Source organism: Sanguibacter sp. Leaf3 (genome assembly GCF_001425965.1).
GTDB lineage: Bacteria > Actinomycetota > Actinomycetes > Actinomycetales > Cellulomonadaceae > Sanguibacter > Sanguibacter inulinus.
Genome location: NZ_LMRH01000002.1, coordinates 169,895 through 195,760 on the forward strand (window position 1 = coordinate 169,895; position 25,866 = coordinate 195,760).

Annotated in this window: 28 protein-coding genes; 17 read left to right on the forward strand and 11 right to left on the reverse strand. The window is 71.7% G+C overall.

The window, feature by feature from the left end; all coding sequences use genetic code 11:
• Window positions 1–66 precede the first annotated feature (66 nt).
• Together ASG53_RS08150 and ASG53_RS08155 are read right to left on the reverse strand one after the other, a co-directional pair.
• On the reverse strand, window positions 67–1,404 hold the full coding sequence (locus ASG53_RS08150; protein ID WP_056131325.1) for an ABC transporter substrate-binding protein: 1,338 nt from the start codon (window positions 1,402–1,404) through the stop codon (window positions 67–69).
• A 48-nt stretch (window positions 1,405–1,452) separates the two neighbouring features.
• Entirely contained in the window at window positions 1,453–2,958 is a 1,506-nt protein-coding gene (locus ASG53_RS08155) for a glycoside hydrolase family 32 protein (RefSeq protein WP_082543917.1), read from the reverse strand.
• Between the two features lie 260 nt (window positions 2,959–3,218).
• Here ASG53_RS08155 and ASG53_RS08160 point away from each other — a divergent pair, with 260 nt between their 5' ends.
• Entirely contained in the window at window positions 3,219–3,773 is a 555-nt protein-coding gene (locus ASG53_RS08160) for a hypothetical protein (RefSeq protein WP_056131328.1), read from the forward strand.
• Between the two features lie 5 nt (window positions 3,774–3,778).
• Entirely contained in the window at window positions 3,779–4,084 is a 306-nt protein-coding gene (locus tag ASG53_RS08165) for a hypothetical protein (protein WP_056131332.1), read from the forward strand.
• A gap of 200 nt (window positions 4,085–4,284) precedes the next feature.
• On the opposite strand, the gene ASG53_RS08170 is transcribed toward ASG53_RS08165, so the two are convergent.
• The 4 genes from ASG53_RS08170 to ASG53_RS08190 form a co-directional block, all read right to left on the reverse strand.
• Window positions 4,285–6,006 carry an ATP-binding cassette domain-containing protein gene (locus tag ASG53_RS08170; RefSeq protein ID WP_235533875.1) on the reverse strand — a complete coding sequence of 574 codons (1,722 nt, stop codon included), beginning with the start codon at window positions 6,004–6,006 and terminating at the stop codon, window positions 4,285–4,287.
• Window positions 6,003–7,028, reverse strand: coding sequence for an ABC transporter permease (locus tag ASG53_RS08175; protein WP_235533876.1), 1,026 nt, complete (start codon window positions 7,026–7,028; stop codon window positions 6,003–6,005). The genes ASG53_RS08170 and ASG53_RS08175 overlap by 4 nt, the downstream gene beginning before the upstream one ends.
• A 116-nt stretch (window positions 7,029–7,144) precedes the next feature.
• Window positions 7,145–8,143, reverse strand: a complete 999-nt coding sequence (locus ASG53_RS08185; protein ID WP_056131337.1) for an ABC transporter permease — start codon at window positions 8,141–8,143, stop codon at window positions 7,145–7,147.
• Between the two features lie 16 nt (window positions 8,144–8,159).
• Window positions 8,160–9,812 carry an ABC transporter substrate-binding protein gene (locus ASG53_RS08190; RefSeq protein ID WP_056131339.1) on the reverse strand — a complete coding sequence of 551 codons (1,653 nt, stop codon included), beginning with the start codon at window positions 9,810–9,812 and terminating at the stop codon, window positions 8,160–8,162.
• A gap of 140 nt (window positions 9,813–9,952) precedes the next feature.
• Here ASG53_RS08190 and ASG53_RS08195 point away from each other — a divergent pair, with 140 nt between their 5' ends.
• The 3 genes from ASG53_RS08195 (at window position 9,953) to ASG53_RS08205 (ending at window position 11,694) form a co-directional block, all read left to right on the forward strand.
• Window positions 9,953–10,552 carry a TetR/AcrR family transcriptional regulator gene (locus tag ASG53_RS08195; RefSeq protein ID WP_162246140.1) on the forward strand — a complete coding sequence of 200 codons (600 nt, stop codon included), beginning with the start codon at window positions 9,953–9,955 and terminating at the stop codon, window positions 10,550–10,552.
• Between the two features lie 110 nt (window positions 10,553–10,662).
• Complete coding sequence (locus ASG53_RS08200) at window positions 10,663–11,064, forward strand: hypothetical protein (RefSeq protein ID WP_056131345.1); 402 nt, start codon at window positions 10,663–10,665, stop codon at window positions 11,062–11,064.
• 81 nt (window positions 11,065–11,145) lie between these two features.
• Complete coding sequence (locus tag ASG53_RS08205) at window positions 11,146–11,694, forward strand: hypothetical protein (RefSeq protein ID WP_056131348.1); 549 nt, start codon at window positions 11,146–11,148, stop codon at window positions 11,692–11,694.
• Between the two features lie 13 nt (window positions 11,695–11,707).
• Here the strand turns inward: ASG53_RS08205 and ASG53_RS08210 are convergent, their stop codons facing one another.
• Window positions 11,708–12,613 carry an oxygenase MpaB family protein gene (locus tag ASG53_RS08210; RefSeq protein WP_056131352.1) on the reverse strand — a complete coding sequence of 302 codons (906 nt, stop codon included), beginning with the start codon at window positions 12,611–12,613 and terminating at the stop codon, window positions 11,708–11,710.
• A gap of 277 nt (window positions 12,614–12,890) precedes the next feature.
• Between ASG53_RS08210 and ASG53_RS08215 the strand changes: the two genes are divergently transcribed.
• Complete coding sequence (locus ASG53_RS08215; RefSeq protein ID WP_056131355.1) at window positions 12,891–13,382, forward strand: heme-degrading domain-containing protein; 492 nt, start codon at window positions 12,891–12,893, stop codon at window positions 13,380–13,382.
• 76 nt (window positions 13,383–13,458) lie between these two features.
• Here the strand turns inward: ASG53_RS08215 and ASG53_RS19820 are convergent, their stop codons facing one another.
• A complete protein-coding gene (locus ASG53_RS19820; protein ID WP_056131358.1) occupies window positions 13,459–13,965 on the reverse strand; it encodes a hypothetical protein in 507 nt (168 codons plus the stop codon).
• A gap of 41 nt (window positions 13,966–14,006) precedes the next feature.
• Window positions 14,007–15,824 carry a 2-isopropylmalate synthase gene (locus ASG53_RS08225; protein ID WP_056131361.1) on the reverse strand — a complete coding sequence of 606 codons (1,818 nt, stop codon included), beginning with the start codon at window positions 15,822–15,824 and terminating at the stop codon, window positions 14,007–14,009.
• Window positions 15,825–16,001: 177 nt separating this feature from the next.
• Here ASG53_RS08225 and ASG53_RS08230 point away from each other — a divergent pair, with 177 nt between their 5' ends.
• From ASG53_RS08230 to ASG53_RS08240, 3 genes are all read left to right on the forward strand, one after another.
• Window positions 16,002–16,670 (forward strand): FadR/GntR family transcriptional regulator, encoded by a 669-nt coding sequence (locus tag ASG53_RS08230; protein WP_056131364.1) that lies wholly within the window; start codon window positions 16,002–16,004, stop codon window positions 16,668–16,670.
• A gap of 102 nt (window positions 16,671–16,772) precedes the next feature.
• Window positions 16,773–17,516 (forward strand): AzlC family ABC transporter permease, encoded by a 744-nt coding sequence (locus ASG53_RS08235; RefSeq protein WP_235533877.1) that lies wholly within the window; start codon window positions 16,773–16,775, stop codon window positions 17,514–17,516.
• A complete protein-coding gene (locus ASG53_RS08240; protein ID WP_056131367.1) occupies window positions 17,509–17,850 on the forward strand; it encodes a branched-chain amino acid transporter permease in 342 nt (113 codons plus the stop codon). Before ASG53_RS08235 ends, ASG53_RS08240 begins: the two co-directional genes overlap by 8 nt.
• A 63-nt stretch (window positions 17,851–17,913) precedes the next feature.
• Here ASG53_RS08240 and ASG53_RS08245 read toward each other — a convergent pair whose 3' ends face one another.
• Window positions 17,914–18,942, reverse strand: a complete 1,029-nt coding sequence (locus tag ASG53_RS08245) for an NADPH:quinone reductase (protein WP_056131370.1) — start codon at window positions 18,940–18,942, stop codon at window positions 17,914–17,916.
• A gap of 126 nt (window positions 18,943–19,068) precedes the next feature.
• Here ASG53_RS08245 and ASG53_RS08250 point away from each other — a divergent pair, with 126 nt between their 5' ends.
• The 5 genes from ASG53_RS08250 to ASG53_RS08270 all read left to right on the forward strand — a co-directional run bounded on the left by ASG53_RS08250 (window position 19,069) and on the right by ASG53_RS08270 (window position 23,428).
• On the forward strand, window positions 19,069–19,749 hold the full coding sequence (locus ASG53_RS08250) for a hypothetical protein (protein WP_056133900.1): 681 nt from the start codon (window positions 19,069–19,071) through the stop codon (window positions 19,747–19,749).
• Between the two features lie 123 nt (window positions 19,750–19,872).
• On the forward strand, window positions 19,873–20,700 hold the full coding sequence (locus ASG53_RS19825; protein WP_056131372.1) for a hypothetical protein: 828 nt from the start codon (window positions 19,873–19,875) through the stop codon (window positions 20,698–20,700).
• Between the two features lie 106 nt (window positions 20,701–20,806).
• Window positions 20,807–21,358, forward strand: a complete 552-nt coding sequence (locus ASG53_RS08260) for an RNA polymerase sigma factor (protein ID WP_056131375.1) — start codon at window positions 20,807–20,809, stop codon at window positions 21,356–21,358.
• Between the two features lie 12 nt (window positions 21,359–21,370).
• Window positions 21,371–22,324: a CU044_5270 family protein gene (locus ASG53_RS08265; protein ID WP_056131376.1), complete on the forward strand. Its 954-nt coding sequence runs from the start codon at window positions 21,371–21,373 to the stop codon at window positions 22,322–22,324.
• A gap of 18 nt (window positions 22,325–22,342) precedes the next feature.
• Window positions 22,343–23,428, forward strand: a complete 1,086-nt coding sequence (locus ASG53_RS08270) for a M20/M25/M40 family metallo-hydrolase (RefSeq protein ID WP_056131378.1) — start codon at window positions 22,343–22,345, stop codon at window positions 23,426–23,428.
• 175 nt (window positions 23,429–23,603) lie between these two features.
• Here the strand turns inward: ASG53_RS08270 and ASG53_RS08275 are convergent, their stop codons facing one another.
• Window positions 23,604–24,215: a TetR/AcrR family transcriptional regulator gene (locus ASG53_RS08275; RefSeq protein ID WP_162246141.1), complete on the reverse strand. Its 612-nt coding sequence runs from the start codon at window positions 24,213–24,215 to the stop codon at window positions 23,604–23,606.
• A 144-nt stretch (window positions 24,216–24,359) separates the two neighbouring features.
• On the opposite strand from ASG53_RS08275, the gene ASG53_RS08280 reads away from it, so the two are divergent.
• Genes ASG53_RS08280 through ASG53_RS08290 form a run of 3 tightly spaced genes read left to right on the forward strand, consistent with a single transcriptional unit; the run spans window position 24,360 to window position 25,794 of the window.
• Window positions 24,360–25,073, forward strand: coding sequence for a GNAT family N-acetyltransferase (locus ASG53_RS08280; RefSeq protein WP_082543921.1), 714 nt, complete (start codon window positions 24,360–24,362; stop codon window positions 25,071–25,073).
• A complete protein-coding gene (locus ASG53_RS08285) occupies window positions 25,070–25,474 on the forward strand; it encodes a DMT family transporter (RefSeq protein WP_082543922.1) in 405 nt (134 codons plus the stop codon). Before ASG53_RS08280 ends, ASG53_RS08285 begins: the two co-directional genes overlap by 4 nt.
• Entirely contained in the window at window positions 25,471–25,794 is a 324-nt protein-coding gene (locus ASG53_RS08290) for a DMT family transporter (RefSeq protein WP_200945479.1), read from the forward strand. The genes ASG53_RS08285 and ASG53_RS08290 overlap by 4 nt, the downstream gene beginning before the upstream one ends.
• Window positions 25,795–25,866: the final 72 nt, after the last annotated feature.

The following is a 25,866-nucleotide window of genomic DNA, read 5'->3' on the forward strand; positions in this document are numbered from 1 at the left end:
GGACGGCCGCCGCCTCCTGCGCCGGGCCAGCGGGCGCAGCGCCCGCCCCGGCGTGGGCGAGCCCGGTCATCGCAGGTTCTCCGCCAGGGCCGCGTCCATCGTCGTGGTGAACTCCTCGGGTGTGATGTCGCCCTGCACCAGGAGGGTGAGCTCTTGCTGCAGGCGGGTGTTGGTCGCGGGGTCGAGCTGGGTGTCCCAGGGCATCGCGATCGCTGTGCCGACCTCGTCGGCCTGCGTGACCAGACGGGAGTAGAGGTCTGTCGCGTCCGCCGGGATGGTCGTCTGGGCGGTCGTCGTCGGGGACAGCGCGCCGGTGGCTGCGTAGATCTCCGGGTAGCGCTCGAGGGCGTAGCCGAGGAAGTCCCGCACGAGCGGGTCGTAGGTCTGCGCGTTGACCGCCATGCCGATGCCCGAGGGGGTCACGTACTCGTCCTCAGCCGTCACCGCACCTTCGACCGTCGGCAGGGTGAAGTAGTCGACCGAACCCTGCACGGCGGGGTCGAGCGCCTCGGTCGCGAGGTTGCCCAGCTCCCACGTGCCGATGTTGTACACGGCTGCCTTGCCCGAGGTGAACAGCGCCTGGGCGTCGGCGTAGCCGGTCGAGGAGAAGCCCTCGGCGAAGCAGCCTGCCTCGCCCAGGTCGGCGAGCCACCGGGCCGCTGCCTGACCGGCTGGGTCGGCGAAGGACGCGTCACCGTTCTTGAGGTCCTGGATGAAGTCGGCCCCGGTCAGACGGAAGGGGTAGTAGGCCATGTACCTCTCGAGGGGCCACTGGTCCTGGCCGTCGAGCGCGATGGGGGTGACCCCGGCGCTGCGCAGCGCCGTGCACATCGCGGGGAAGTCGTCGAGGGTGGCGGGGACGCTCACCCCGGCCTGCTCGAAGATCGCGGTGTTGTACCAGAACACCTCGAGCTGGAACTCGAAGGGGACCATGTACAGGGAGCCGTCGTCGAAGCGCTGGTAGCTGAGCGCCGCCTCGCGGTAGTCGTCGTCGAGCCCGAGGTCGGCGAGCAGCAGGTCGATGTCGACCATGCGGTCCTGGCCTGCGAGCTTCTGGGCGAAGGGCGTGGCGTCGGTGTCGAAGAGCTCGGGGAGCTTGTTCGCCGCGGCGAGGGTCTCGTACTTCTGGATGTACGACGGCCTGTCGGGCGTGGTGATGAGGTTGAGCGAGAACCCCGGGTGGTCGGCCGCGTACTCGTCGGCGATCTGCTCCATCGCGGTGATCACACCGCCGTCGGCAGGCCGTGACAGGAGCCAGGAGATCTCGCGGGGCTCGATCTCTCCTTCGGGGTTCACGTCGGTGGGGTCGGCTCCGCCGGCCGCGCCCCCGCAGCCGCTGAGGGCGAGGGCGGCGGCGGTGACGGCGGCTGTGAGGAGTGCTGCGGTGCGCTTCCTGGTGACCATGGTCGAATCTCCGTTGATCGAGGGGGGGTCGGGTGGCAGGGGGGATGTCTAGGTGGTGGCGGCGAGCAGGTCGCCGTCGAGGACGTCGCCGTCGAGGGTGGCGGCGTCGTCCAGCGGGCGCCCGGGCTGTGGTGTGGCACGAGGCGCGAGGGTGAGGTGGGAGAGCGTGGCCGTGCCCTCTCCGACGAAGGCGCCGACCCGTCCCGCAGGGCGGTCGTACAGACGGGTGCTCAGCACGGTCGCGTCGTCGACCGTGGCGACGCACAGGTCGCCGTCGACGATCACCTCGAGGTCGTGCTCACCGGGGTCGAGCCTGCACGGCCGCTCGAGCTCGACGACGAAGGGCACGTCCCCGGAGATGTGCCACTGCTCGGTCCCGGTCTGCTGGCGCGGCCACCTGTCGAGGACGAGCCGGTGCCTGTGCGGCTCGAGGCGCAGCACGTAGCCCTCGTCCCCGTCGGCGCTCGCGCGCAGCAGGAGGCCGGCCTCCCGGGTGCCCTCGGTGAGGTCGAACCGGGCGGAGAGCCTGAACGCGGACGGGGCGTCCTCGGACGAGACGACGCTCGTGCACCCGTCGGGTGCGCTCAGCACGGTCTCGGCCGGGACCACGTCGGCAGGGTCGGCGAAGGTGTCGCGCAGCTCCTGGGTGGGGTGGAAGGCGAGCGTGCCGTCAGCGCGCTGCTCGGCCTCGAGGACGGACATGGTGCCCGCCCACTGCCATGCGCCGTCGTCGGCCCCACCCTCGCGGGAGGCGATCCAGCCGAAGAACAGGCGCCGACCGTCGCGCTCCGCCGACTTGGCGGCGTAGAACGCCCGCCCGTCGAGGGTGTCGTGCTCGGGGACGACCCACGGGCCGTCGAGGGAGCGGGCCATCCTGTAGCGCGTGGTGAAGGCGTCGCTGAACTCGGAGTACACGAGGTACCACCACCCGCCCCACTGGAACACCTCGGGGCACTCGAGGGCGACGTACCTGCGCGGGTCCCAGAACGGCTCTGCGGGCTCCCAGGTGCTGAGGTCGCGGGAGACGCACTGCGCGACGACACCGCGGCGTCGGTCGGGTCCGTGGTCGTGGCGGGCCGTGACGAGCATCCGCCACAGACCGGCCTCGGCGTCCCAGAAGACGAAGGGGTCACGCCAGTCCCCGGTCTCGTAGCCCGGTGTCGCACCGAAGGTCTCAGCGGGGTGACCCTGCCAGGACGTCATGCCGTCGTGGCTCGTCGCGTGCATGACGAGCTGGAGCGCTCGTCCGTCGGCACCGACGACCGCCGGGTTCTGCCCTGTGTAGAAGGCGTGGTGGGTCCCTTCGGCATCGACGACGATGCTGCCCGTGTAGACGTTGAAGTCTGCGGCGGTCGGGCCTCCCGAGGGGAGTGCCTCGCCCGTGCTGCGGAAGGTGACGAGGTCGTCGGTGACGACCCTGTGCCACGGCATGCCGTCGGCCGGTACCCGGCGCGTCTCGTGCAGGTAGAAGAGGTGGAAGACCCCGTCCTCCTGCCAGGGGATGACATCCCCCACCCATGCGCCGTCCGGCTGGTAGAACCCTCGCTGGTCCATTGCTACCTCGTCATCGTGGTTAAGCGGTTGCGCACACCGTAATGCGCCGATGCCGGGATGGTCAACCGGTTGACCAAAAGTGCTGCGGCCCAGGCACCACTCGTGGCCCTCGCACCGGTCACGCGTGCCCCGGCGATGGGGACCGGGAGAACTCCCCATCGCCGGACGGCCCGCTGCCGCAGAGCGGCAGGTACGTTCTGGGGGCACCGTTCACCTGGTCGCGGGACGACTCCGCGGCCCCGTCGTCAGGATCCCAGCCCATGAAGATCGCACGCTCTCTCACCGCCACGGCCCTCACCGCAGGTTTGGTGCTCGCCCTGGGTGCGTGCTCGTCCGACGACTCGAGATCGGGCGACGCGACCTCGGACGTCACGCAGGACGACGCGGCAGGCACGGGGACGACGGACGACGCCACCGAGGAGACGACGGGCGAGGATGACGAGCTCTCGGACAGCAGCGACGACGCGAGCTCGGACGACGACGACGCGACAGGGGGCGCACCGGAGGACTTCGGTGTCCAGGGTGCTACGTCAGAGGAGATCAAGACCTCCTGCGAGAGCTTCAACACGATCGTCTCGGACCTGCGCGCGGTCGAGCCCGGAGACACCGACGCCTACGACGACATCTACCTCCGCGCCGAGGACGAGAAGGACACGGCTCCGACCGAGACCTACGGGCTCTTCGCGGTGCTGTCGCTGCTGGCGCTCGAGGCGGGTTCCGGCGGGACCGAGGACGAGACCATGAGCACGATGATGAACGCGATCACCTACTCGGCCGGTGCCTGCACCGCCGAGGACGTCACGCTCACCTTCTGAGGCCGGTGTTCCCCGGGATGTTCATCGGGGCTGCGGGCGGGATCGCCCTGTCCCACGCGCCAGGGCTCCAGACGGTGGCCGGTGCAGCGATGGGGATCGGCGCGATGTGCGTCGTCATGCTCCGGATGCCCCTCGTCTCGGTGCTGCTCGCCACGCTGCTGCTGTCCCAGGGGCTGTCGGTCATGCCGCTCGTGATCGTCTCCGTCGTCGTGGCGCACGTCGTCATGTCGTTCCTGACCCGGGGTGACGACGCCCCGCAGGAACCGTTCCCGACAGGGCGGCCGCCGGGCGCTGCAGCAGGCTCCGGGTAGGCAGCGGGCGTCTGACCCGACGCTGCCCGCGGCACCCGCGGCACCCGCGGCACCCGCGGCACCCGCGGTCGACGAGGTCGCATCTCTGCCCGCGAGGTCGTACGGACACGTCGGAACCCAGGCCTGGTAGACGAGATCTGGCGTGTCCGTACGACCTCGGCGTCGAAGGTACGACCTCCGCGTCGCAGGTGCGACCTCGTCTAGGTCCCCGCGCCTCGTCGGGCTGCGAGCAGCTCGCGGGTGAAGGGGGCCTGGGGGTCGGCGAAGACGTCCTCGACGGGTCCGCGCTCGACGACGCGGCCGTCCTTCATCACCAGGACCGTGTCGCAGACCTGTCGCACGACTGCGAGGTCGTGCGACACGAAGACGATCGACAGGTCGCGGCTGCGCTGGAGGTCGAGCAGCAGACCGAGGATCTCGGCCTGGACCGTCACGTCGAGGGCCGACACGGGTTCGTCGCAGACGAGGACGTCGGGCTCGAGGGCGAGCGCACGGGCGATCGCGAGCCGTTGACGCTGGCCGCCGGACAGGCTGCGCGGTCGCCGGCCGAGCACCTCGGGCGGGAGCCGCACGGCGTCGAGCAGCTCGACGGGTGTCGCGGTCGATCGCCCTCGGGAGAGCGCCTCACGCAGGATCCGTCCGGCGGTGTACCTCGGGTCGAAAGACCCGAGCGGGTCTTGCGGCACCAGCTGGACCCTGTGGCGCCGGCTGCGACGCTCGCGGTGCCCGGCCTCGCTCCACGCCTCCCCGTCGAGGGTGACCGTGCCCGTGTCAGGTGCGTCCGCCGCGAGGAGCAGTCGGGCGAGGGTCGTCTTGCCCGACCCGGACTCACCGACGATCCCGAGGGCCTCGCCGCGTCGCAGCTCCACGTCGACCCCGTCGACGGCCTGCACGTGCCCGCCGCCAGGGGTCCGGAACGTCCGCCCGAGCCCACGCCCTGACAGCACGACAGGACCGAGGGCGCTCGCAGGTCCCGGTTTTGGTCCGCGGGGGACGGCTGCTGCGAGGCGCCGGGTCTCGGGGTGCACGGGGGCGTCGAGCACCTGCGCGGTGGGACCTTCCTCGACCACCTCACCATCGCTGAGGACCACCACTCGGTCGGCCACCTGGGCGACCGCTGCGAGGTCGTGGCTGACGAGCAGCAACGCCGTCCCGGCGTCGCGCAGGGCGGCCAGGGTGGCCAGGACCCGCGCGGCGACAGTCGCGTCGAGGGCCGTCGTCGGCTCGTCGAGCACCAGCAGCGGCGGCTCGGCGACCAGGGCCGAGGCGATGAGGGCGCGCTGGCGCATGCCACCCGACAGCTGACCTGGTCGCTGCACGATGCGCAGCTCGGGGGAGTCGAGACCGGCCGCGTCGAGGGCCGCGAGGATGCGGTCGCGGCGCTGGGCGCGCGGCACCTTGCGCAGGGCGAGGGTCTCGCCGATCTCCGCCCCGACGGTCCGCAGCGGGTCGAGCGACTGGAGGGCGTCCTGGAGCACGAGCCCGACCTCGGACCCGCGGACCGAGCGCCACCCGCGCTCCGAGAGCCGGCGCACGTCACGCCCACCCACGGTGAAGGTCTGCGCGGCCACCCGGGCGGTCGAGCCGCCCTCGGAAGCCAGCCCGAGCACAGACCGCACGAGGACCGACTTGCCCGAGCCGGACTCGCCGACCACGGCGACGCACTCACCGGGCGCGACCGTGAGGTCGACACCGCGCAGCACGGCGCCGACCCCGGCGAAGGACACCTGGAGCCCACGGACCTCGAGGGCGAGCGGTCCAGCCGCCGGGCCGGTCCGGTCCGCAGTGCTGGCCTGGGCTGGGAGCGCTGCGGAGCCGACCTGCGCTGGCAGCTCCGCCGACCTGGCCTGAGCTGGTGGGTCAGCAGCCGGCGTCTCCGCCCCGGCGTGGTCGCGCGTCGTCTTCTCGGGCCTGGCCCTCATGCTGCTCCCACCCGTCCGAGGCGTCGTCCGAGGACCGTCAGCGCGGCCGCCGTCACGGTGATCGCGAGGCCGGGGGCCAGCGTCAGCCACCAGGCGCGTACGAGGTACACACGGCCTCCGTTGACCATCGCGCCCCACTCGGGGGAGGGGGGCAGCGCGCCGAGGCCGAGGAAGCTCAGCGCCGACACCCACACGATCGCCTGCCCGACGCCGAGGGTCGCGACCGCGACGAGCGGCCACAGGGTGTTGGGCGCGATGTGCTTGAAGAACACGAAGAGCGCCGGCTGACCCTCGAGCCTGGCGGCCTCGACGTAGGGGCTCGCGGCGACGGAGCGCACCTGGGACCGCAAGATGCGGGCGTAGCCCGGCGCCGTCGCGAGGCCGACGGCGACGAGGGTCGGCGTCACGCCCGCGCCCATCACGGAGACGAGCAGCAGCGCGAGGACGAGGGACGGCAGCGCGAACAGCACCTCGATGACACGGCTCAGCGCACTGTCGACCAGCCGCGGCCCGAGGCCGGCGAGCATGCCGATGACCAGCCCGATGCCCACCCCGATCGCCGTCGCGGCGGCTCCGATGCCGAGGGACTGGCGGGTGCCGTGGACGACCCGCGTGAAGACGTCACGACCGGACTCGTCGGTCCCGAACCAGTGCGCGAGGCTCGGCGCGGCGAAGGCGTCACGTGGGTCGATAGCATCGGGGTCGCCGGGCGCGATCAGCCCCGGCCACACCGTCGCGACGGCCATGAGCAGCACGACGGCCAGCGCGAGCACCCCGGCGACGCCGAAGGCCCCGAGGCGCGCCCGACGCAGGCCGGTCCGGGCACCGTCGTGCGGCCTGGTGGTCCCGCGCACCTGCGTCACCTGCTTCTTCTCCGTTCCCGCTGTGTGGTCCTCTGGCGCCGTGCCGTGCGCCGGCCGGACCGCCCCGTGGTCCTTCGAGATCGTGCCGTGCTCCGGCCGAACCGCCCCGTGGTCCTTCGAGATCGTGCCGTCGGAGCGAGTTCGTGACGTGGACGTCACGATCTCGCTCCGAGGTGCCGAGCTCGCGCCGGAGGGAGGGTGACCGGACGAAGGGGGCACGATCTCGCTCCCGGGTGCCGAGCTCGCGCTGGTCGGAGGGGGACCGGATGTGGGGGTCACACGATCGCCTTCTCGGGTGCGGCCGAGCGGTCGGCGGCGCTGTCGCGATCTGCTCCGCGCGGGCGGGGATCGACGATCCTCTCGAGCCCGTCGGCGATCGTCATGACGACCGTGTAGGTGAGGGCGACGACGAGCACGGCCCCGACGACCACGGGGACGTCGCGCGACGACGTCGCGTCGAGGAGCAGCCGCCCGAGCCCGGGCCGGCCGAAGAGCGACTCGACGACGACGGCCCCGCTGAGCAGTGAGCCGAAGGCCCACCCGGACAGCGAGATCGCCGGGAGCGCCGCGTGACGGAGCGTGTGCCGCCACAGCACGCGGGACTCCGAGGCCCCGCGCGCCCGCGCCGTCGTCGCGAAGGGTGACGCGGCGGCCTCGTCGAGGCCGTCCCGCATGAGCTGCCCGAGGAACCCGGCGACAGGCACCGCGAGCGTGACGACCGGCAGCACCAGCCCGGCGGGCGACGCCCCGACGCTCGTCGCCGGGAACCACCCGAGGGTGGAGGAGAACACGAGGATCAGCACGGCCCCGAGCCAGAAGTGCGGGACGACCGTCGCGACGATCTCCCCCGCCTGCGTGATGCCCGAGGCCGCTCGGCCGAGAGGTCCGCGCGAGCGGGTCGAGAGGGTGGCGAGCGCGAGGGCGATCACCCAGGCGAGCACGAGGGCGAGCACAGCGAGCAGGATCGTCGAGGGCAGCTGGGCCCCGACGAGGTCGGCGACAGGCTGCTTGCGCGCGTAGGAGTCGCCGAGCTGGAGCGTGACGATCCGTTGCATCTGCACGAGGTACTGGACCACCAGCGGACGGTCGAGACCGTAGTCCGACCGTGCCTGTGCGACGGCCTCCGCGCTCGCCTGCGACCCAGGGCCTCCGAGGATCGCCTCGGTCGGGTCGCCGCCCGCCGCCCGCAGCGCGAAGAACACGACTGTCGTCACGACCCACGCGACGAGGGCGGCAGCCACGACCCGACCGAGGGCCCACCGGAGAACGCTCATGGGGGTGCGGGTGCTCCTAGGAGGTGAGCTGGGTGTCGAGGAAGGTCGGCGTGCCGACAGTGTGCAGGGTACGCACGCCCTCGACGCCGCGCGTCAGGTAGTGGTTCTGCTGGTCGTAGAGCGGCAGGATGAAGAAGCCGTCGAGGACCGTCTGCTGTGCCTGGGCGTAGAGCTCGGCGCGCTCGGTGGGGTCGGTCACCTCGGCCGCACGGTCGAGGATCTCGTCGAGGGCCGGGTCGGAGACCTGCGCGTGGTTGGCGAAGTAGCCGCTCGGCGCCGGGACGATCCCGCTCGAGTGGTAGAGGATCCGCAGCACGTCAGGTCCGACCTTCGTGTACGGGGCCGAGACGATCTCGTACTCGTTCGCGCCGAGGGCCTCGTACCAGCCGCTGAGGTCGAGGGGCGTGATGACGACCTCGAAGCCGACGGCCTTGGCATTGGCCTGGACCTGCTCGAAGAGCGACTGCTCGGCCGCGACAGACTGGTTGGTGCTCACGGGGAAGCGCACGGTGAGCCGCTGGCCGTCCTTGGTGCGGTAGCCCTCGGCGTCCCGCTCGGTCCAGCCGGCCTCGTCGAGCAGGTCCTGCGCGGCGTCGGGGTCGGTGCCGAAGAGCGACTCGTCCGAGACGGCCGTCGGCTCGCTGCTCGACAGCGGCGAGTAGGAGCGCGTCACGGTCCCGGCGTACAGGCTCTCGATGCCGGGGTCGACGTCGGCCGCGCGGACGAAGGCCTCGCGGACGCGGACGTCGTCGAAGGGTGCCTGGCCGGAGTTCAGCTCGAGGCGGTTGACCGAGCCCGGGCGCGGCGCGTCGACGTCGCTGATGTCGCCGCCGGCCTGTGCTGTGGCGATCGCGTCGGGCTGCGGGTTGTCGATGACCTGCACCTCACCCGACTGCAGCGCGGCGTACCGGGTCGCGGCGTCGGGGATGAACCGCCACACGATGCGGTCGAGGTGCGCGGCGCCCTCGTGGGTCGCCTCGGGGGCGGCCGTCGCGTAGTCGTCGTTGCGGACCAGGTCGACCTGCTGCTGCGGTGTCCAGCTCTCGACCACGAAGGGCCCTGTGCCGACGGGTGCGGCGCAGTTGGCGTCCATGCCCCGGGCGATACCTGTCGGCGACTCGATCGCGAGCCACGGCTGGCTGAGCGACTCGGCGAGGGCAGAGTCGGGCTCGGTGAGGTGGAAGCGCGCGTGGGTGGCGTCGACGACCTCGACCTCGGAGACCTTGGCGAGCGCGAGGTACCCGGTCGAGGACTGCGTGGCGGGGTCCTGCAGGTGCTCTACGTTGACCTTGACGGCCTCGGCGTCGAAGGGTGTGCCGTCGGTGAAGGTGATGCTCTCGGCGAGGGTGAAGTCCCAGGTGAGACCGTCTTCGCTGATCTCCCAGCCTGTCGCGAGCCAGGGCAGGATCTCGCCGTCGGCGTCGCGTCCGACGAGCGGCTCGAGCACCTGGGTGGTGAGCATCGCCTGCGGGTAGTTGCCACCCACGTGCGGGTCGAGGCAGGTGGGCTCGGCGTCGCCTGTCGCGTAGACGAGCGTGCCCCCGTCCTGCGGCTCGGCGGACGACGACGAGTCGTCGCTGCTGCACGAGGCGAGGACGAGAGCTGCGGCAGGGACGAGGGCGGCCAGGGCGGCTCCGCGCCGGCTGAGGGCGCGTCGGGCGGCGAGCATGAGTCTCCAAGGAATGAGCAGCAGACCGGGCACGGATGTGCAGCGGTGCACGGTGCGGCTGGTTCGAGCATCGCCGCACGAGTTTTTGGACTGCGTCCCACAATAAGTCACGCTTCAGGTCCGGTCGCTACGATCACCCCATGAGCCCCGTCACTCCCTCCGCTCGCGCAGCGGGCCGTCCGCGTGCCTCGTCCCGCGCGATGCTGGAAGAAGCGGCTGGCGAGCTCTTCTTCGAACGCGGCTACGCGGCAACCTCCGTGGCGGACATCACAGCCCGTGCGGGCGTCAGCCGCAACACCTTCTTCAACTACTTCGGCGCCAAGAGCGACCTCCTGTGGTCGACCTTCGACGCGACGGTCGCGACGCTGGGGGAGTCGCTGACCGACCCGCGGCACGACGACGGGACGGTTCGCGGGACGGCACGGGCCGCCCTGATGGAGGTCGCCGGGGCGCTGCGCCCCGACAACGTGTCGCTCGCCTTCACCCACGCCGACACGATGGGCCTCGCCGACGAGCTCCGGCGCTCGGCCGCGGTGCGCGCGAGCGACGTAGCGGTCGTGCTCACGTCTTTTGCCGTGATGAAGGGCGTCGAGCCGCTGCGCGCCGAGGTCGCGGGCGCTGCCTATGCGGGGGCCCTCGTCGCGGCCGTCGGGGAGTGGTCGAGGTCAGGCGCTGTGCGGACCTCGCTGTGCGAGGTGCTCGCCGAGGCGCTCGCGCCGGTCGAGGGCGCGCTGCCCTGAGGCTCGACGGAGCGCGTCTAGCTCTGCTAGACAACATTTGCCTAGCGCTGCTAGATGGTTACTGTCTAGCCTTGATAGACTTTTGCTGGAAGCATCCGCGAGGAGCAGACATGTCCACAGGCACCACGAACAACTCTCTGCACGTCATCGCCAACGTCAGCCGCGACGGTCGCTGGTGGATGGTCGAGGTCCCCGGGATAGGTCTCACGCAGGCCCGACGCCTCGCCGAGGTCGAGTCGATGGCACGAGGTCTTGTAGCCGTCGTCCGAGACGTCAGCGAAGACGACGTCCAGGTGACCATCCACTACCAACCCGTCGACGGTGTCGACGTCGCAGCAAAGCTCGAGGCTATCGAAGACGCTCGTCGTCTGGCGGCCGAGTACGAGCAGCGAGTACGTCAGCAGACCAGGGCGCTGGCGTTGGCGCTCGCAGAACGGCACGTACCCCAGCGCGACATCGGTGCAGTTCTCGGTGTCTCGGGCCAGCGAGCCCATCAGCTGCTCTCAGCCTGACCTCTCGCGATGGTTGCCGAGGTGGTCGCGAGTCCACCCGTCTCCTCTCGCGGCAGGTACGGGGTGCGCGATCATAGACAGGTGAACCAGAGCGCGACGCCCCGTGACGACCAGAGAGCCGTCGACGCCCTCCGAGAGGTCCTGCGCCGTGCGGTCGCCCGGCTCGAGGCCGCTGACGCGCGCGACGAGCCGCTCGCGGAGTACGTCGAGGCGCACCGGGTGCTGCTCGTGAAGCGCAACCCCGTGCTGCGCCCGGTCGGTCGGGCGTGGCGGCTGGGAGCCCTCATGCTCGGGCGCGACGGGACGCTCTACGCGACGGGTGCGATCGTCCGGGCTCGTGAGGCGGGCGTGCGTAACTACCAGTCGCAGTCGGCCGAGGAGCGCCGCGACCTGCGGGCGGCCGCTCTGCGCGGCAAGTTCGAGACGGGCGAGACCGTCAACCACGGCTGGCGGGAGATCTCGCTCGATGCTGCGTCCCTGCGCTCGGGTGAGGGGCCGGTCGTCTTCGCGCCTGACGGCTCGCTCGTCGTGCGGTGGAACGCCGCCCTCGGTGACAGCGCGGTGCGTGACGTCGGTGCCTATGTCGACGAGAGGGTCGGCTTGCTCGTCGACCCTCTCGACATCCCCTAGCCCGCGCCGGTCCTCACGTCGGGTCGTCGGCCGCTGTGCGGGCCAGCCGCGCGAGCCTCGCCCGCGCCGCGTCCTCCGACGTCGAGGACCTCCCGAGGATCATCCCCACACCCCACAGCACCGCGCGGTTCGCGGTGATGGCTGGCCACCACGGTCGGCGCAGGCCGAGCATGCGGCGCTGCTGGGCCGGGATCGACGCGACGGCCCCGGCGAAGAGGATCCTGTACGCGGGCATCATGGTCCGTCGCAGCGGCGGGTTACGGATGAACCGCACGGCCTCGGCGACGCGCTCGTCGCTCTTCATCGACGGGCGGAAGGCCTCGAAAGCTGCCGTGAGCTCAGCCTTCGACCGCGGCGGGTCGACGACGCCGACCAGCTCGCCGGCCGTCGCCCACTCGCGGACGTACTGGTCGGCGCCCCCGGGGATGGTCCCGCCCCAGATCTCGTCGCAGGTGAGGAAGGCGTCGGTGAACACGACGTGCACCCACGACAGCAGCTCCGGGTCTCCTGCGGTGTAGGGGTGCTCGGTCCCGTCGGCCGCGACGTAGGTGCCGACGACACGGTTGTGGTACCGGCCGACGCGCGTCGACTCCGCCCGAGCCTGCGCAGTGTCCCCGAAGGTCACGGTGAGCAGCCAGCGGATGGTCCCCGACAACCGGCCGAGAGGGTCTTCCTGGTAGCGAGACCAGTCGTGCACCCCGGCCATCGCACCAGGATGGAGGGTCTGGAGCAGCAGCGCACGGATCCCCGCGATGAGCGTCGCCGTCCCGCCGTGCACGGCCCACGCGGCCGACCCGGGCCCGAAGAACCCCGCGTCGTCGCCGTCGGCCATCTTCTCCACCCAGGCGGGCTTGCCGGCGTCGTCCCCGGAGAAGGTCGTGAGGAGGTGAGAGCGCCACGTGTCGACCATCCGTCCCATGGGGCGAACGTACCCGCGGTCCGCCTGTGGGGCATCCGGCCACGTCGTCGACCACGCCTCTCGACGTGGCCAGGACCTGCAGCTGCGCCTGCCTGTCTGCCTGCGGTCGCGACTGCGCTCACGATCCCTCGACCCCATGCCGGGTGAGCCGTAGAGTGCTCGTGGCCCGACCCATCCCCCGAGACCGAGGACGATCCATGCTCGTCGCGCAGCTGTCGTTGCCCACCGCCCCCCTCGCCGGCTCTGTGCCCAGCACCAGCGCCGGGGGAGGTGCCGCATGACCGACGACTCCCTCTCCGACCTCGCTCGCGCCGAGGAGATCCTCGCCGAGGTCCGCGAGCTCGACCTCGAGCGCTTCGGGCACGACGAGGCGTGGGACCTCGGGCAGCGCGTCGTCGCCCTGGCGACCGAGCGTGCCCTCGGCATCACTGTGGCGATCTGGCTCGGCGACCAGCGGGTCTTCCACGCGGCCCGTCCCGGGACGAGCGCCGACAACGACAGCTGGATGGACCGCAAGCACGCTCTCGTGCGCCGCTTCGACGCCCCGTCGCTCGCGGTCAGGCTCCGGTTCCGCAGCAAGGGTGTCACGCAGGCCGAGCCGCGCCTCGGGCTCGACCCGGCCGTGCACGTCCTCGCCGGTGGTGGGGTCCCGCTCCGGGTGCGCGGGTCGCTCGTGGGGGTCGCGGTGGTCTCCGGTCTGACGGACCAGGAAGACCACGACCTCATGATCGAGGCGCTCACAGCGCACCGCGACGCCGCCGCGCGCTGACCTGGTGGCGCGGGGGACGGCGTCCTCCGACGTCGCCAGGCCGCTCACCGTGCGCGCCCTGCGGGACAGCGCGCGGTCAGGAGGCGGACTCGACCTCGTCGATCGCGTCGTCCACGACGTCGTCGCCCGCGATGGCACGGATCGCGTCGGCGACGTCACCGGCCCCACCCTCGCCGCCGCAGGTCCCGCCCGAGGTGCGCACCTTGTCGCCGTCGACCACGAGGTCGACCTCGGCCTGGGCGCCGCCCGTGCAGCCGCCTGTGTCGTCGTCGCCCTCGAGCAGGCCGGAGCCGTCGAGGATCTCGCGGGCGGCGTCGAGGTCGACGGGGGTGCCCGTCGTGCGACCCACCTCGTCGTCGTAGCCGGACCACACGAGCGTGAACTCGTCGTCCGTGAGCTCGAGCGTCAGCTGGTAGTGGTAGGGCGGCGGCACCGACCCCTTCTCGTAGTGCAGAGTCCCGGTCATCGCCGACGAGCCCGGCTCAGGGTCCGACGAGCCCGAGCACCCCGACAGCACGACCCCGCAGACCACCGCGAGCATCGAGACGAGCGCCGGGGCGCGGAGCTGGTGGTGTGCGGGCATGAGCGGGCCTTCCGTCGAGCGAGAGTCTGACGCGGGTGACGCTATCCGCGCACCGGCTGGAGGGCGATGGGCTGCTCTGCCTGGGGAGAGGTGCCCTGACCAGCCATCACGACCCGTGCGGCACCGAGGACGGCCTGGGCGCTCGCCGTGAGGACCGAGCGGTGCCGCCCGCCGGACCAGGTCGTCCCGGCAGGGCCGACGTGCTCGACGAGGGTCAGCGCCTCGCTCGAGGCACCGGCCCGCAGGGACGTCTGGTGGAGCGAGAGGATCTCGACGTCGATCCCGTGCTCCCCGAGCAGCGACGTCACGGCCTCGACGGGTCCGACACCCTCGTAGGTGCCGCTGCGCTCGACACCCGCGATGCGCAGCGCGACCCGGGTCCGTGTGCCGTCGCGGGTCTCGGTCGTCAGGTCGAGCAGCTCGAGCAGGCCGTCTGCCGGCGGCAGATAGCTGTGCTCGAAGATCTCGAGCAGCTGCGGTGCGTCGATCTCGAGACCGGTCGAGTCGGCATGCTGCTGGACGCGTCCGGCGAGGTCGACCTGGAGGCGCCTGGGCAGCTCGATGCCGTAGTCGGACTCGAGCAGATAGGCGATGCCGCCCTTGCCCGACTGCGAGTTCACGCGGATCACGGCATCGTAGCTGCGCCCGAGGTCGGCCGGGTCGATCGGCAGGTAGGGGACCCGCCACGGGGTCTGGTCCTCTGCCAGACCCTCGGCTGCTGCGCGTTGCCTGTGCTCGGCGAAGCCCTTCTTGATGGCGTCCTGGTGCGTCCCGCTGAAGGCCGTGTGGACGAGGTCGCCGGCGTAGGGGTGGCGCGGGTGGACCTCGATGCGGTTGCTGTGCTCGACGGTGCGACGGATCTCGTCGATGTCCGAGAAGTCGATCATCGGGTCGACGCCCTGGGCGTGGAGGTTGAGCGCGAGGGTGACGAGGTCGACGTTGCCCGTGCGCTCGCCGTTGCCGAACAGGCAGCCCTCGACCCGCTGCGCCCCGGCCAGCACAGCGAGCTCCGCACACGCGACCCCGGTGCCGCGGTCGTTGTGCGGGTGGACGGAGAGGATCACCGCGTCGCGCCGCGCGAGGTTCCGGTGCATGTACTCGATCTGGTCGGCGTAGACGTTCGGCGTGGCGATCTCGACCGTCGCCGGGAGGTTGAGGATCACGGGACGGTCGGGGGTCGCGTCCCACAGCCCGGTCATGGCGTCGCAGACCTCGAGGGCGTAGTCCGGCTCGGTGAGGTTGAAGACCTCGGGGGAGAACTCGAAGCGCACGTGCTCCAGGTGCCCGGCGAGCTCGAGGACGTCGCGGCCCCCGGCGAGGATCAGCTCGCGCAGGGAGTCCCGGTCACGGCGCAGGACGACGTCGCGCCAGGTCGGCGCTGTCGCCGTGTACATGTGGATCACGACGGGGTTGCGGATGCCGCGGACCGACTCCACGGTGCGTTCGACGAGGTCGCGGCGTGCCGGGGTGAACACGACGATCGTCACGTCCTCCGGGGCGATGTCGCTCTCGGCGAGCAGCCGCACGAAGTCGTGGTCGGTCTGCGAGGCGGAGGGGTAGCCGACCTCGATCTCCTTGTAGCCCATCTGGACCATGAGCTCGAAGAATCGTCGCTTGCGGGCCGGGTCCATCGGCTCGGCGAGCGCCTGGTTGCCGTCGCGCAGGTCGACAGGCACCCACAGTGGTGCTGCGGTCAGCCTGTGGAGCGGCCAGCTGCGCTCCTGGAGCGGGACCTCGACGCGGGAGTAGGCGTCGGTGTAGCGGTGGGAGGGCATCTGCGAGCGTCGTTGCCGGTTCCAGGCTGGGGAGCCGTCGGGGACGGGGCCTGCGGGGGTCGAGATACGAGAGGTGGTGCTCATGGTCGGTCCTTCGGGTCGTGAGGTGGTCGACCGGCGCGCGTCGCAGCCCCGCGGCGAGGGACCGGTCGGGTCAGACCTCGCCGCGGCGACCAAGGAGGAGAAGAGGAGCCACGCTCGTGACGCTAGCACAACTCCTCAGACAAGTAGAGAAGTCGAGGAGTGCGAGAAGATGGTGCCATGACGCAGCTGAACCGCACGCCGCTGGCCGAGCAGGCTGCCGACCTCTTGCTCGAGCGCATCCGGGGCGGAGAGTGGGCGCTCGGGCAGAAGCTCCCCGGCGAGACGACGCTCGCGCCGCAGCTCGGGGTCGGACGGTCGACGGTCCGCGAGGCGATCCGGGACCTCGCCGGCCGGGGTGTGCTCGCGAGCAGGCAGGGGGCCGGCGTCTTCGTCACCGCGCTCGAGCAGCCCGAGGACTGGGACCGGGTGGTCCGGCGGGCTGACGTCGCCGCCGTGATCGAGGCGCGCATCGCGATCGAGGTCGAGGCTGCGGTCCTGGCAGCCGAGCGCCGCACGCCCGACGAGCTGCGGGCGATGGAGGCCGCCGCGCGGGAGAGGGCGGCTCGGCAGGAGAGCATCGAGGTCCACGTGGACGCCGACACCGCCCTGCACAGGAGCATCGTCAGCGCGGCGCACAACGAGATCCTCGTCGAGCTCTTCGACTCCTTCACGCCCCGGAGCAGGCAGGCGATGATCGACCTGCTCCGGCTGCGCGGTGAGTACGGCGGCGACGCCGACCACCAGAACCACCTGCGCATCGTCCAGGCCATCGCCGACCGCGACGGGACGGCTGCCGCCACGCTCACCCGTGACCATCTGCTCGCGCTCAAGGCGCACCTCGGCTGAGCCTCTGCGCGGCCCGTGCGGCCTGTGCGGTTCGTGCCGGTCGTCCTGCTCGGGGCCCGGACACCTGCCGTCCTCCAGTCAGCCCGCGGCTACCGTGGTGCGGTGCCCGCGAACCCCGACGAGCTCTCACCCGAGCCCGACACCACCCCCGTCCACGCGAACGCCTTCGCGGCAGCGCTCAAGGACACGATCTCGGTCGGTGTCGCCATGGTCCCGCTCGGGGTCGCCTTCGGGCTCCTCGTCATCGAGTCCGGGCTCTCCTGGTGGTGGGCACCCCTCTTCTCGACCTTCATCTATGCCGGGTCGCTCGAGTTCCTCGCGATCGGGCTCGTGGTCGCCGCGACTCCGCTCGCGAGCATCGCCCTGTCGACGGTCCTCGTGAACTTCCGGCACGTCTTCTACGCCCTGTCCTTCCCGTTGCACGCCGTCCGCGGTCCCCTCGCGAAGACGTACAGCATGTACGCCCTCACCGACGAGGCCTACGCCCTCGCCCACCACATCCCCGCAGCCGAGCGGACGACCGCCCGGATCGTGTGGATGCAGGTGCTCTGCCAGTCCTACTGGGTGTCGGGCGGAGTCGCCGGGGCGCTCCTCGGCCGGGCGCTGCCGCAGGTGCCGCAGGGCATGTGGTTCGCCCTCACCGCGCTGTTCACGGTCCTCGCCCTCGACGCCTTCCGCCAGAACCGGGACCTCACCTCGCCGATGCTCGCGATCGGCTCCGCCCTCGTGGCCCTGCTCGTCGCCCGCGACGAGATGCTCGTGGTGGGCATGCTGCTGTTCCTCGCGGCCCTGACCGTGAGGTTCGCGCTCCGGCGCGCTCGCGGAGAGCGGGTGGCCCGTGCCTGACGACGGCTACCTCCTGGCGGCCCTCGCGACCATCCTCGTGGTGACCTTCGGGCTGCGTGCCCTGCCGTTCCTGGTGATCGGGCCCTTGCGCGAGTCGGCCTTCGTGCAGTTCCTCGGCCGGTACATGCCCGTGGGGATCATGCTCATCCTCGTCGTCTACACGCTCAAGGACGTCTCGCTCGGCGACAGGTGGCACGGTGTGCCCGAGCTCGTGGCCCTCGTCGTCACCGTCGCGCTGCACCTGTGGCGGCGCAACGCCCTGCTGTCGATCCTCGGCGGGACGGCGCTGTACGTCGTGCTCGTCAACACGGTGTTCTCCGGCGGGGCGGGCTGAGGCGACGAGATGGGCTGAGACGACAGTGCGCGGCACGCCAGGTGGGCGTGCCGCGCACGAGACCTACTCGCCGAGCGGCTCGTCGGAGACGCGGATCAGGACCTTGCCCGTGACACCGGACTCGACGGCGTCGTGCGCCGCGGCGGTCTCCTCGAGCGGGAACCACGTGATCGGCAGGCCTGCGGCCTCGCCGACCGGCAGCGCACCGTCGCGCAGCGCGGCCGTGACATCCTGCGCAGCGGCGTGCAGCGCCTCGTCGCCGACCGTGTACAGGAGCAGCCCCTGCCACCGCGCGTTCTTGATGAAGCTCGGGACGATCGGGACGCTGAAGTCGTCGCCGTTGTTGTTGGCGTAGTAGCCGATGCTGCCGTGGTTGGCGAGCACCTCGACGTCGAGCGCCGCGTTCTGCGCAGGGGCGACCTCGACGACGTGGTCGACACCCTCGGGGGCGATCTCACGGATGCGGTCGGCGAGAGCGTCGTCGGGGTACTGGACTACGTGGTGCGCGCCGGCTGCGCGCGCGAGCTCGGCCTTCGCGTCGCTGCTGACCGTGGTGATGACCGTCGCCCCGGCCCACACGCCGAGCTGGATCGCGGCGTGGCCGACGGCGCCGGCGCCACCCTGGACGAGGACCACACGACCCTCGAGCGCGCCGGGTGCGAGGCGGGCGGGACCGTGCTCGTGGACGGTCAGCGCGCGGTGGGCCGTCATCGCCGGGACCCCCATGCTGGCCGCGACGTCGAGGTCGATCCCGTCGGGCAGCCTGACGGCGCGGTCGACGGGCAGGACCGTGAATTCTTGAGCCGTCCCGGTCGGACGACGGTGAGCCGCGAGGTAGAGCCACACGCGGTCGCCCACGGAGAGCTCGGTGACCCCGTCGCCGACGGCGTCGACCACCCCTGCGCCGTCCTGGTTGGGGACGACCTCGGGGAAGGCGAGGTCGCCGTCGGCGCGCGCCTTCCAGTCGGTCGGGTTCACCCCGGAGACGACTACCCGCACGCGCACCTCCCCGGGACCGGGGCTGGCGACCTCACGGTCGACGAGGCCGAGGACGGACGAGGGACCTGTGCTGGAGTAGACGATTGCCTTCATGAGGGCGACAAGGGCGAGAGGTCGTCCTCTATTCCCCGGTGGCCTCTCGGCGACGGTGCCGTGGTCGTCCGCACGGCAGGTGGACGAGCCGCCTCGCCGTCGGTCGTCGCTCGTAGAGTCGTGCGCATGCACGTCCCAGACCACCGATCGCCCGTCGTGTCCGCCCTGCTCGACGAGATCGAGCTCGTGCGCCCCGGCGAGCGTGTGCTGGTGGCCCTCGACGGCGTCGACGGGGTCGGCAAGACGCACCTGGCCCACGAGCTCGCCGGGCTGTCGGCAGCGCGCCACGAACGCCCCCTGGTGCGCGTCAGCATCGACGGCTTCCACAGGCCACGAGCAGAGCGCCGGGCTGCGGGCCTCGGAGCCGAGGGGTTCTACAGCGGGTCGTACCGCTACGAGGCTTTCAGGTCTGCCGTCGTCGACCCCCTGCGCGCCGGGCAGCCTGTGGTCCCGGCCGTCTGGGACGTGGACCTCGACGAGCCTGTCACCGTCCCGGCGCTCGAGGTCCCGCCTGCCGGGATCCTCCTGGTCGACGGGATCTTCTTGCAGCGGCCCGAGCTCGCCGACGTCTGGGACGCCGTGGTCTGGGTGGACGCACCGCTGGCTGTCACCGTCCCGCGGGGCAACGCGCGGCTGCAGGGCTCCCACGACCCAGACCCCGAGGCCGCGTCGAACCGGCGGTACGTCGGCGGTCAGCGCCGGTACCTCGCCGAGGCTGACCCGCGCCGGAGGGCCACCTGGGTCTTCGACAACACCGATCTGGCACGCCCGCACCTGACCAGAGGAGCCGGGCGCTCCGGCTCGTAGCCCGTGTGGTCGGCAGGGGCCTCGACCCCGTGTCCTCGCAGCGTGCGCGGTCGTGCGGGGCTCAGGTCCCCGGGGAGAGGTCACCATCGTGCCCGCAGCCCGGGGCGGGTAGCGTCCAGCAGCATGACGTCTTCGAGTGCCGCCTACGGACAGCCCGCCCAGGTCCCCGGTCCCCCCGCACCGCCCGCCGGGCCTCGCCGGGTCGGTGCTCTGCCCTGGGTCCTGGTCGCCGTCCTCGCAGTCGTCGCCGTGGTCCTCGGGGTGCTGCTGGCTGTCGGCTCCGGTGGGGCCGGGGACTCTGAGCAGCGGGGTTTCGCGACGCCTGAGGAAGCCGTCGAGACCTCGACCGAGCGGATCGCCGAGGGAGACGCAGCCGGTGCTCTCACCGCGTGGGCCACCGATGCCCAGGCTGAGAACCTCGACCTCGTCGGCACGCTCGAGAGGCTGCGCGCTTTCACGCCCGCCGACACCTCGTCGCTCCCGTCCGACGACGAGCTCTTCGTCGAGCTCGCGAAGACCACCCGTGCCGGCGCCGCCGCTGAGCAGTACCGCCGCATGACCATCAGCCTCCTGCTGCCGGACGTCGACCTCGACTCCACGACCCCGCTCGAGAAGGGCGACGTCTCCGCCCAGGACATCGTCGACGAACTCGACTCCGCTCGTCTCGCCGGTCTGACCGCCCAGCGCATCGACCAGGTGAAGGGCCCCGGAAAGCTCGACGAGAACCTCGCCGAGGCAGCCAAGCTCGTCGGGGCCGACGAGCGCCGCGAGTACGTCGTCCTCTACGAGCTGGACGGCGAGACGTACCTCGGCGGCGTCGGGGTCCTGCGCTACGGGGACGACTGGCAGATCGACAGCCTGCAGTCGTCTTTTGCGGGCACAGCCTACGGATCGCTCCAGGCGATCACCTCGGAGGAGTACGACGACCTCGTGGCGGACTTCTCGAGCTGACCGTCCTGACCTGGGTCTCGGCAGGGAGTGGCGAGACCCGGGTGCAGGACCGCAGCGAGCAGGACGTCGGGTGTCACGCTTCTGACGCTCGCTGCATAGACCAGACATGAAGACCAACGAGTCGACCGACGACGAGCTGCTAGCCCGATCGGTGCTGCACCCGCAGGCCCTCGGCCTGCTCTACGAGCGCCACGCCGTCGCGGTGTCTCGTTTCATCGCCCGGCGCGCCGGGCATGCCGCTGCCGAGGACCTCGTCGGAGACGTCTTCGTGGCCGCCCTCGAGGCCCGCGTGCGCTACAAGCCGCACGACAGCGGGTCGGCGCTGCCCTGGTTGTACGGGATCAGCGGCAACGTGGTGCGCTCCTACCTCCGGCGGCAGCGTCCCAGCGCTGTCGTCGACGCCGACGTCGGCGTCGACTGGCACGCCGTCGACGATCGCGTCGACGCACGCTCCGCCCGGGACCAGCTCCGGCTGGCCCTGGCATCGCTGAGCCCCGCCGAGCGCGAGGCCTTCTTGCTGGTCGCCTGGGAAGGGCTCAGTGCCGCCGAGGCGGCCCGCACCCTCGGCGTGGACCCGACCGTGGTCCGGACCCGGCTCACCCGGGCGCGCCAGCGCGCCCGGACCGTCCTGAGCACCACTCCCATCTCTGCTGTCTGACGGAGGACCATCATGAATCTCGACACCTTGGCCAAGACCGCTGGCGACGTCGCAGACCCCACCACAGAGTCCCTCCTCGCCGGACGCCACCAGCTCGACCAGGCGATCGCCGGGGCAGGCGCACGTGTCGCCGCCGTGCGACGCAACCGCCGACCCCGCAGGTGGGGCGCGAGCATCCTGGCTGGTGCAGCGGCCGTGACCGCCGCGTTGATCGCCGTGCCCCTCGTCGTCGCCACCCCGGCGTCAGCCGAGTCCGTGCTGCTCGCCGCCGCAGAAGGAGCCGGCCAGCAGGTCGACGAGGCGATCGGTGCCGAGTACTGGCACGTGGTCTCGGAGGTCGAGTACCCCGAGACCGGAGAGTTCACCCGCGAGGTCTGGATGGGCCGGACTGCCGACAGCATCCTCATCGACGGATTTCCGGTGACCGACGACGGTGCTCCTGGCGGCCAGGTCAGGACGATCCAACCGGAGTCACTCGGCGGCCCTGCAGTGTTCATCTCGAACCAGCAGATCACCTGGGACGAGCTCGAGGCCCTCCCGACCGACGCGGACGAGCTCGGCTCGTACCTGAGGCAGGTGGCCCAGACGAGCGGGGGAGACGTGGACGACGTGCTGTGGGAGAGCATCGGCGAGCTCCTGCGCGAGAGTCCAGCCTCCCCGTCGCTGAGACGTGCTGCCTGGAACGTCGCAGCCTCGATCCCCGACGTCGAGCTGCTGGGCGACATGACAGACGCCGCTGGGCGACCGGGCGTAGCGGTAGAGCGAGACCAGCTCAAGGACAACTGGTACAGAGAGCTCTACATCCTCGACCCGAGCGACGGGACGCTTCTGGAGGAGCAGAGCATCGACGGCGAAGGGACGGTCGTCTGGCGCATAACCCTCATCGAGCAGGGCCCAGCCGACACCGCACCCGAGGCACAGCCGCCCTTCTGCGGTCCAGACTCCGTGTCCGGCGAGAGCTGCTGACACCACTACGGTGATCCGATGACTCTCGCCGTCTCGCTCGACACGATCCTCGACGACCTCCGCACCCTCGTGGAGGTGGAGTCGCCCTCGGGGGACGTCGAGTCTCTGACCGTCTCTGCGCGCGTGGTCGCCGACCTCCTCGAGCGTCGGCTCGGTGGCCGGGCCGTCCTCGTCGACGGCCCGGCCGGGCCGCACGTGCACTGGTCTGGTGGTGGTGCACCGAGGGTCCTCGTGCTGGGGCACCACGACACCGTCTTCCCGGTCGGGACCCTCGCACGCCGCCCCTTCACCGTGGCGGACGGGAAGATTACCGGCCCTGGGGTCTTCGACATGCTCGGCGGGCTCGTGCAGGCGGTCCACGCTGTGGCCCTGCTCGACGACAGGTCCGGAGTGGAGATCTTGGTGACCGCCGACGAGGAGAACGGCAGCCTCACGTCCAGGGCGCTGCTCGAAGACCGGGCCCAGGCCTGCGGGACTGTCCTCGTGCTGGAGGGTGCCGGGGACGGCGGCGACCTCAAGGTCGGGCGCAAGGGCTGCGGCACCTTCGAGGTCACGGTCACCGGGCGGGCGTCGCACGCCGGCCTCGAACCCGAAGCAGGCGTCAACGCACTCGTCGAGGCCGCGCACCAGGTGCTGGAGATCGCGGCGCTGAACCGCCCCGAGGCCGGGACCACCGTGACACCGACGGTCCTGCGCTCGGGAGGTCAGAGCAACGTCGTACCCGACGCGGCGACGATCGTCGTCGACGTCCGGGTCGAGACCGCGGACGAGACAGCACGTGTCGAGCAGGCCTTCGTCTCGCTCACCCCGCGCGACCCGCAGGCCGTGCTCGTGGTCACGGGATCTGTCGCGCGCCCGCCCATGACCCCTGAGACGTCGACAGACCTCTTCGCGCTCGCGGCCTCGCTCGAGCCCGGGATCCGCGGGGTCTCGGTCGGTGGTGGCAGCGACGGCAACTTCACAGCCGCTCTCGGCATCCCGACGCTCGACGGGCTCGGTGCTGTCGGGGGTGGGGCGCACGCTGACACCGAGCACGTGCTGGTCGACACCGTGGTTGGACGCGTCCACCTCGTGGGCGGGCTCCTGCGGGCTGTCACCGCCTGACCAGCCTGACCAGCCTTACCGGCAGGCAGCGGTCGATGCGCGTCTGCAGCGGTCCGCGGCCGCGGCAGACCGCAGACCGCAGACCGCAGACTGACGCGGATCATGCTGAGCAGCTGGTCCGGCGATGGACGGTCCCGTGGGGACGTGCGCGATCACGGCACGCGGGCTCGTGTCGTCAGCGCTGCGCGAGGGCGTCGAGGGTCTGGGTCGCGACCGCGACAGCGCTCTCGGCCCGGGCGTCGTCCCGGTCGGAGAGCCAGGTGCTCGTCACCCCGGCGCCGAGGGCGACGAGGAAGGACGCGACGTGCTCGAGGGGCGCCGACCAGGTCAGCCCGTGCTCAGCCGACCAGGCCTCGAGGCCCGCCTGGGCGCGGGTGCGGTACTGCTCCTGCTCCCACACGGCAAGGGCGGGGCCGGCGGGAGTCCGGGCGATGGTCAGGGAGAGCTCGGCCATCGCGAGGTAGTACTCGGGGTCGGCGCGCACCAGAGCGAGCTGCGCCTCGAGCGCTGCTGCGACCCCGCGGCGGACGTCGGGGAAGGTGGAGAGCGCGCTGCCGGTGCGGTCGGTCGACCGCGCGATCTCGCGCTCGAAGAGTGCCGTGACGAGGTCGTCCTTCGACCTGAAGCAGTAGTGGAAGACGCCCTGGGGCACACCGGCCTCTTCGGCGATCGCCCGGGTGGTCGCGGCCGCGACCCCGCCCCGGCTCATCACGACGATCGCGGCGTCCATCAGGTCGTCGCGTCGCTCCTGCGCGGACCGGCGTCGTGACGTCTTCTCTGCTGCCATGCAGGTCATTCTCCCGTCTTGTCGCGGTGGGCGTCTCACGTGCCTGCCCCGGGTCGTGAAGACACCGTGTCGATCACACTTGGTCGCTTGACTTGGTCGCGTGACCAAGTTTAGGTAGAGCCACCCCTCGACGCAAGGAGCACCATGCCCACGATCACCCCGGCGTCTCTCGCCGACGTCCCCGCCGCCGCCGCAGTCCTCGCCGAGGCCTTCGCCGGTGACCCTGTCCTGGCTGCGGTCACAGGACGGCCGTCACCCACTGCGGACCTCCTCGCCCGGCTCTTCGCCCCCGTGCTCCGCAGCGGTGCGCTGCCGCTCGGAGGCGTCGACCTGGCCCGCCGGGCCGACGGCGAGATCGTCGGTGTGGCGGTCTGGGAGCCCCCGGGCGCTCGCTCTCACCTGCTGAGCCAGGTGCTCGAGCTCCCGGCCTTCGTCGCCGCGCTCGGGCTGCGCGGGCTCCGGCACGCCGCCCGGGTGCAGAGCCGGATGGCCGCGCACCGCCCGGCTGCGCAGCACTGGTATCTCGCGCAGATCGGCGCGGCCACCTCCGCGCGGGGGACCGGGGTCGGTTCTGCGCTGCTCGGCTCACGCCTGGCGCGGATCGACGCCGAGGGGTCGCCCGCCTACCTCGAGTCGTCGAACGAGCGGAACCGTCGGCTGTACGCACGGGAGGGCTTCCAGGAGGTCGCGCCGATCGACGGGATCCCCGGTGCCCGGCCGATGTCGATGTGGAGGCCGGCTGCAGTCGTGGGTGAGGCCCGGAGCGACGTGGCGCCGCGAGGTGCCGCAGGCTCGACTGCTGCCACCCTCTGCGCGGCCCAGGTCACGTCCTCCCAGACCGACGGAGCGACCCGATGAGGCGCGCGACGTGGATGGTCCTAATGGGCGCGATCGTCGCTGAGGTCGTCGCGACCCTCTCGCTCCGCGCCGCTCTCGACTCGCCCGGGTGGTACGCGCTCACAGCTGTCGGGTATGCCACAGCCTTCGTGCTCCTCGCCCTCCTGCTGCGCATGGGGGCGAAGATCGGTTCGGTCTACGGCATCTGGGCGGCTTCGGGGGTCGCGCTGACGGCACTGCTCGCCGCGTGGTTGTTCGGGGAGGCGCTGACCTGGCCGATGGTCCTCGGGATCGTGGTCGTCATGGTCGGTGTCGTCCTCGTCGAGACCGGGCACACCGACGACAAGCCCGCTGCGCCCGGCTCCGCTGTGCCCGGCGACGCGACCGGGCCTGCCGGGCGTCGGACCGAGGTCGGCGCATGATGTGGCTCGCCCTCGTGGCGGCGATCCTCTCGGAGGTCACCGCGACGCTCAGCCTCCGCGCCTCGGAGGGACTCCGGAAGAAGGCGTGGATCGTCCCGCTGGCGATCTTCTACCCGCTGGCCTTCGTGCTCCTGACGGTGTCGCTCGACGCGGGCATGGCGGTCGGCGTCGCCTATGGGATCTGGGCGGCCTCTGGTGTCGCGCTCACCGCTGTCGGCGCGCGGGTCGCCTTCGGGGACGCGCTCACGCGTCGGATGATGCTCGGTATCGCGTGCATCGGTCTCGGCGTGATCCTCATCGAGCTGGGCGCGGCGCACTGACGAGGTGCGTCGTGGAGGGGTGCCGCACCGCGTGGCCCGACGTGCCGGGGCCACGCGGTGCGGTGTCTGAGG

Excerpts from the sequence above, each read along its gene's own strand:
- ASG53_RS08150 (WP_056131325.1), bottom strand. The coding sequence starts at position 1,404 with ATGGTCACCAGGAAGCGCACCGCAGCACTCCTCACAGCCGCCGTCACC.
- ASG53_RS08155 (WP_082543917.1), bottom strand. The coding sequence starts at position 2,958 with ATGGACCAGCGAGGGTTCTACCAGCCGGACGGCGCATGGGTGGGGGAT.
- ASG53_RS08160 (WP_056131328.1), top strand. The coding sequence starts at position 3,219 with ATGAAGATCGCACGCTCTCTCACCGCCACGGCCCTCACCGCAGGTTTG.
- ASG53_RS08170 (WP_235533875.1), bottom strand. The coding sequence starts at position 6,006 with ATGAGGGCCAGGCCCGAGAAGACGACGCGCGACCACGCCGGGGCGGAG.
- ASG53_RS08185 (WP_056131337.1), bottom strand. The coding sequence starts at position 8,143 with ATGAGCGTTCTCCGGTGGGCCCTCGGTCGGGTCGTGGCTGCCGCCCTC.
- ASG53_RS08190 (WP_056131339.1), bottom strand. The coding sequence starts at position 9,812 with ATGCTCGCCGCCCGACGCGCCCTCAGCCGGCGCGGAGCCGCCCTGGCC.
- ASG53_RS08195 (WP_162246140.1), top strand. The coding sequence starts at position 9,953 with ATGAGCCCCGTCACTCCCTCCGCTCGCGCAGCGGGCCGTCCGCGTGCC.
- ASG53_RS08200 (WP_056131345.1), top strand. The coding sequence starts at position 10,663 with ATGTCCACAGGCACCACGAACAACTCTCTGCACGTCATCGCCAACGTC.
- ASG53_RS08210 (WP_056131352.1), bottom strand. The coding sequence starts at position 12,613 with ATGGGACGGATGGTCGACACGTGGCGCTCTCACCTCCTCACGACCTTC.
- ASG53_RS08215 (WP_056131355.1), top strand. The coding sequence starts at position 12,891 with ATGACCGACGACTCCCTCTCCGACCTCGCTCGCGCCGAGGAGATCCTC.
- ASG53_RS19820 (WP_056131358.1), bottom strand. The coding sequence starts at position 13,965 with ATGCCCGCACACCACCAGCTCCGCGCCCCGGCGCTCGTCTCGATGCTC.
- ASG53_RS08225 (WP_056131361.1), bottom strand. The coding sequence starts at position 15,824 with ATGAGCACCACCTCTCGTATCTCGACCCCCGCAGGCCCCGTCCCCGAC.
- ASG53_RS08230 (WP_056131364.1), top strand. The coding sequence starts at position 16,002 with ATGACGCAGCTGAACCGCACGCCGCTGGCCGAGCAGGCTGCCGACCTC.
- ASG53_RS08245 (WP_056131370.1), bottom strand. The coding sequence starts at position 18,942 with ATGAAGGCAATCGTCTACTCCAGCACAGGTCCCTCGTCCGTCCTCGGC.
- ASG53_RS08250 (WP_056133900.1), top strand. The coding sequence starts at position 19,069 with ATGCACGTCCCAGACCACCGATCGCCCGTCGTGTCCGCCCTGCTCGAC.
- ASG53_RS19825 (WP_056131372.1), top strand. The coding sequence starts at position 19,873 with ATGACGTCTTCGAGTGCCGCCTACGGACAGCCCGCCCAGGTCCCCGGT.
- ASG53_RS08260 (WP_056131375.1), top strand. The coding sequence starts at position 20,807 with ATGAAGACCAACGAGTCGACCGACGACGAGCTGCTAGCCCGATCGGTG.
- ASG53_RS08265 (WP_056131376.1), top strand. The coding sequence starts at position 21,371 with ATGAATCTCGACACCTTGGCCAAGACCGCTGGCGACGTCGCAGACCCC.
- ASG53_RS08270 (WP_056131378.1), top strand. The coding sequence starts at position 22,343 with ATGACTCTCGCCGTCTCGCTCGACACGATCCTCGACGACCTCCGCACC.
- ASG53_RS08275 (WP_162246141.1), bottom strand. The coding sequence starts at position 24,215 with ATGGCAGCAGAGAAGACGTCACGACGCCGGTCCGCGCAGGAGCGACGC.
- ASG53_RS08280 (WP_082543921.1), top strand. The coding sequence starts at position 24,360 with ATGCCCACGATCACCCCGGCGTCTCTCGCCGACGTCCCCGCCGCCGCC.
- ASG53_RS08285 (WP_082543922.1), top strand. The coding sequence starts at position 25,070 with ATGAGGCGCGCGACGTGGATGGTCCTAATGGGCGCGATCGTCGCTGAG.
- ASG53_RS08290 (WP_200945479.1), top strand. The coding sequence starts at position 25,471 with ATGATGTGGCTCGCCCTCGTGGCGGCGATCCTCTCGGAGGTCACCGCG.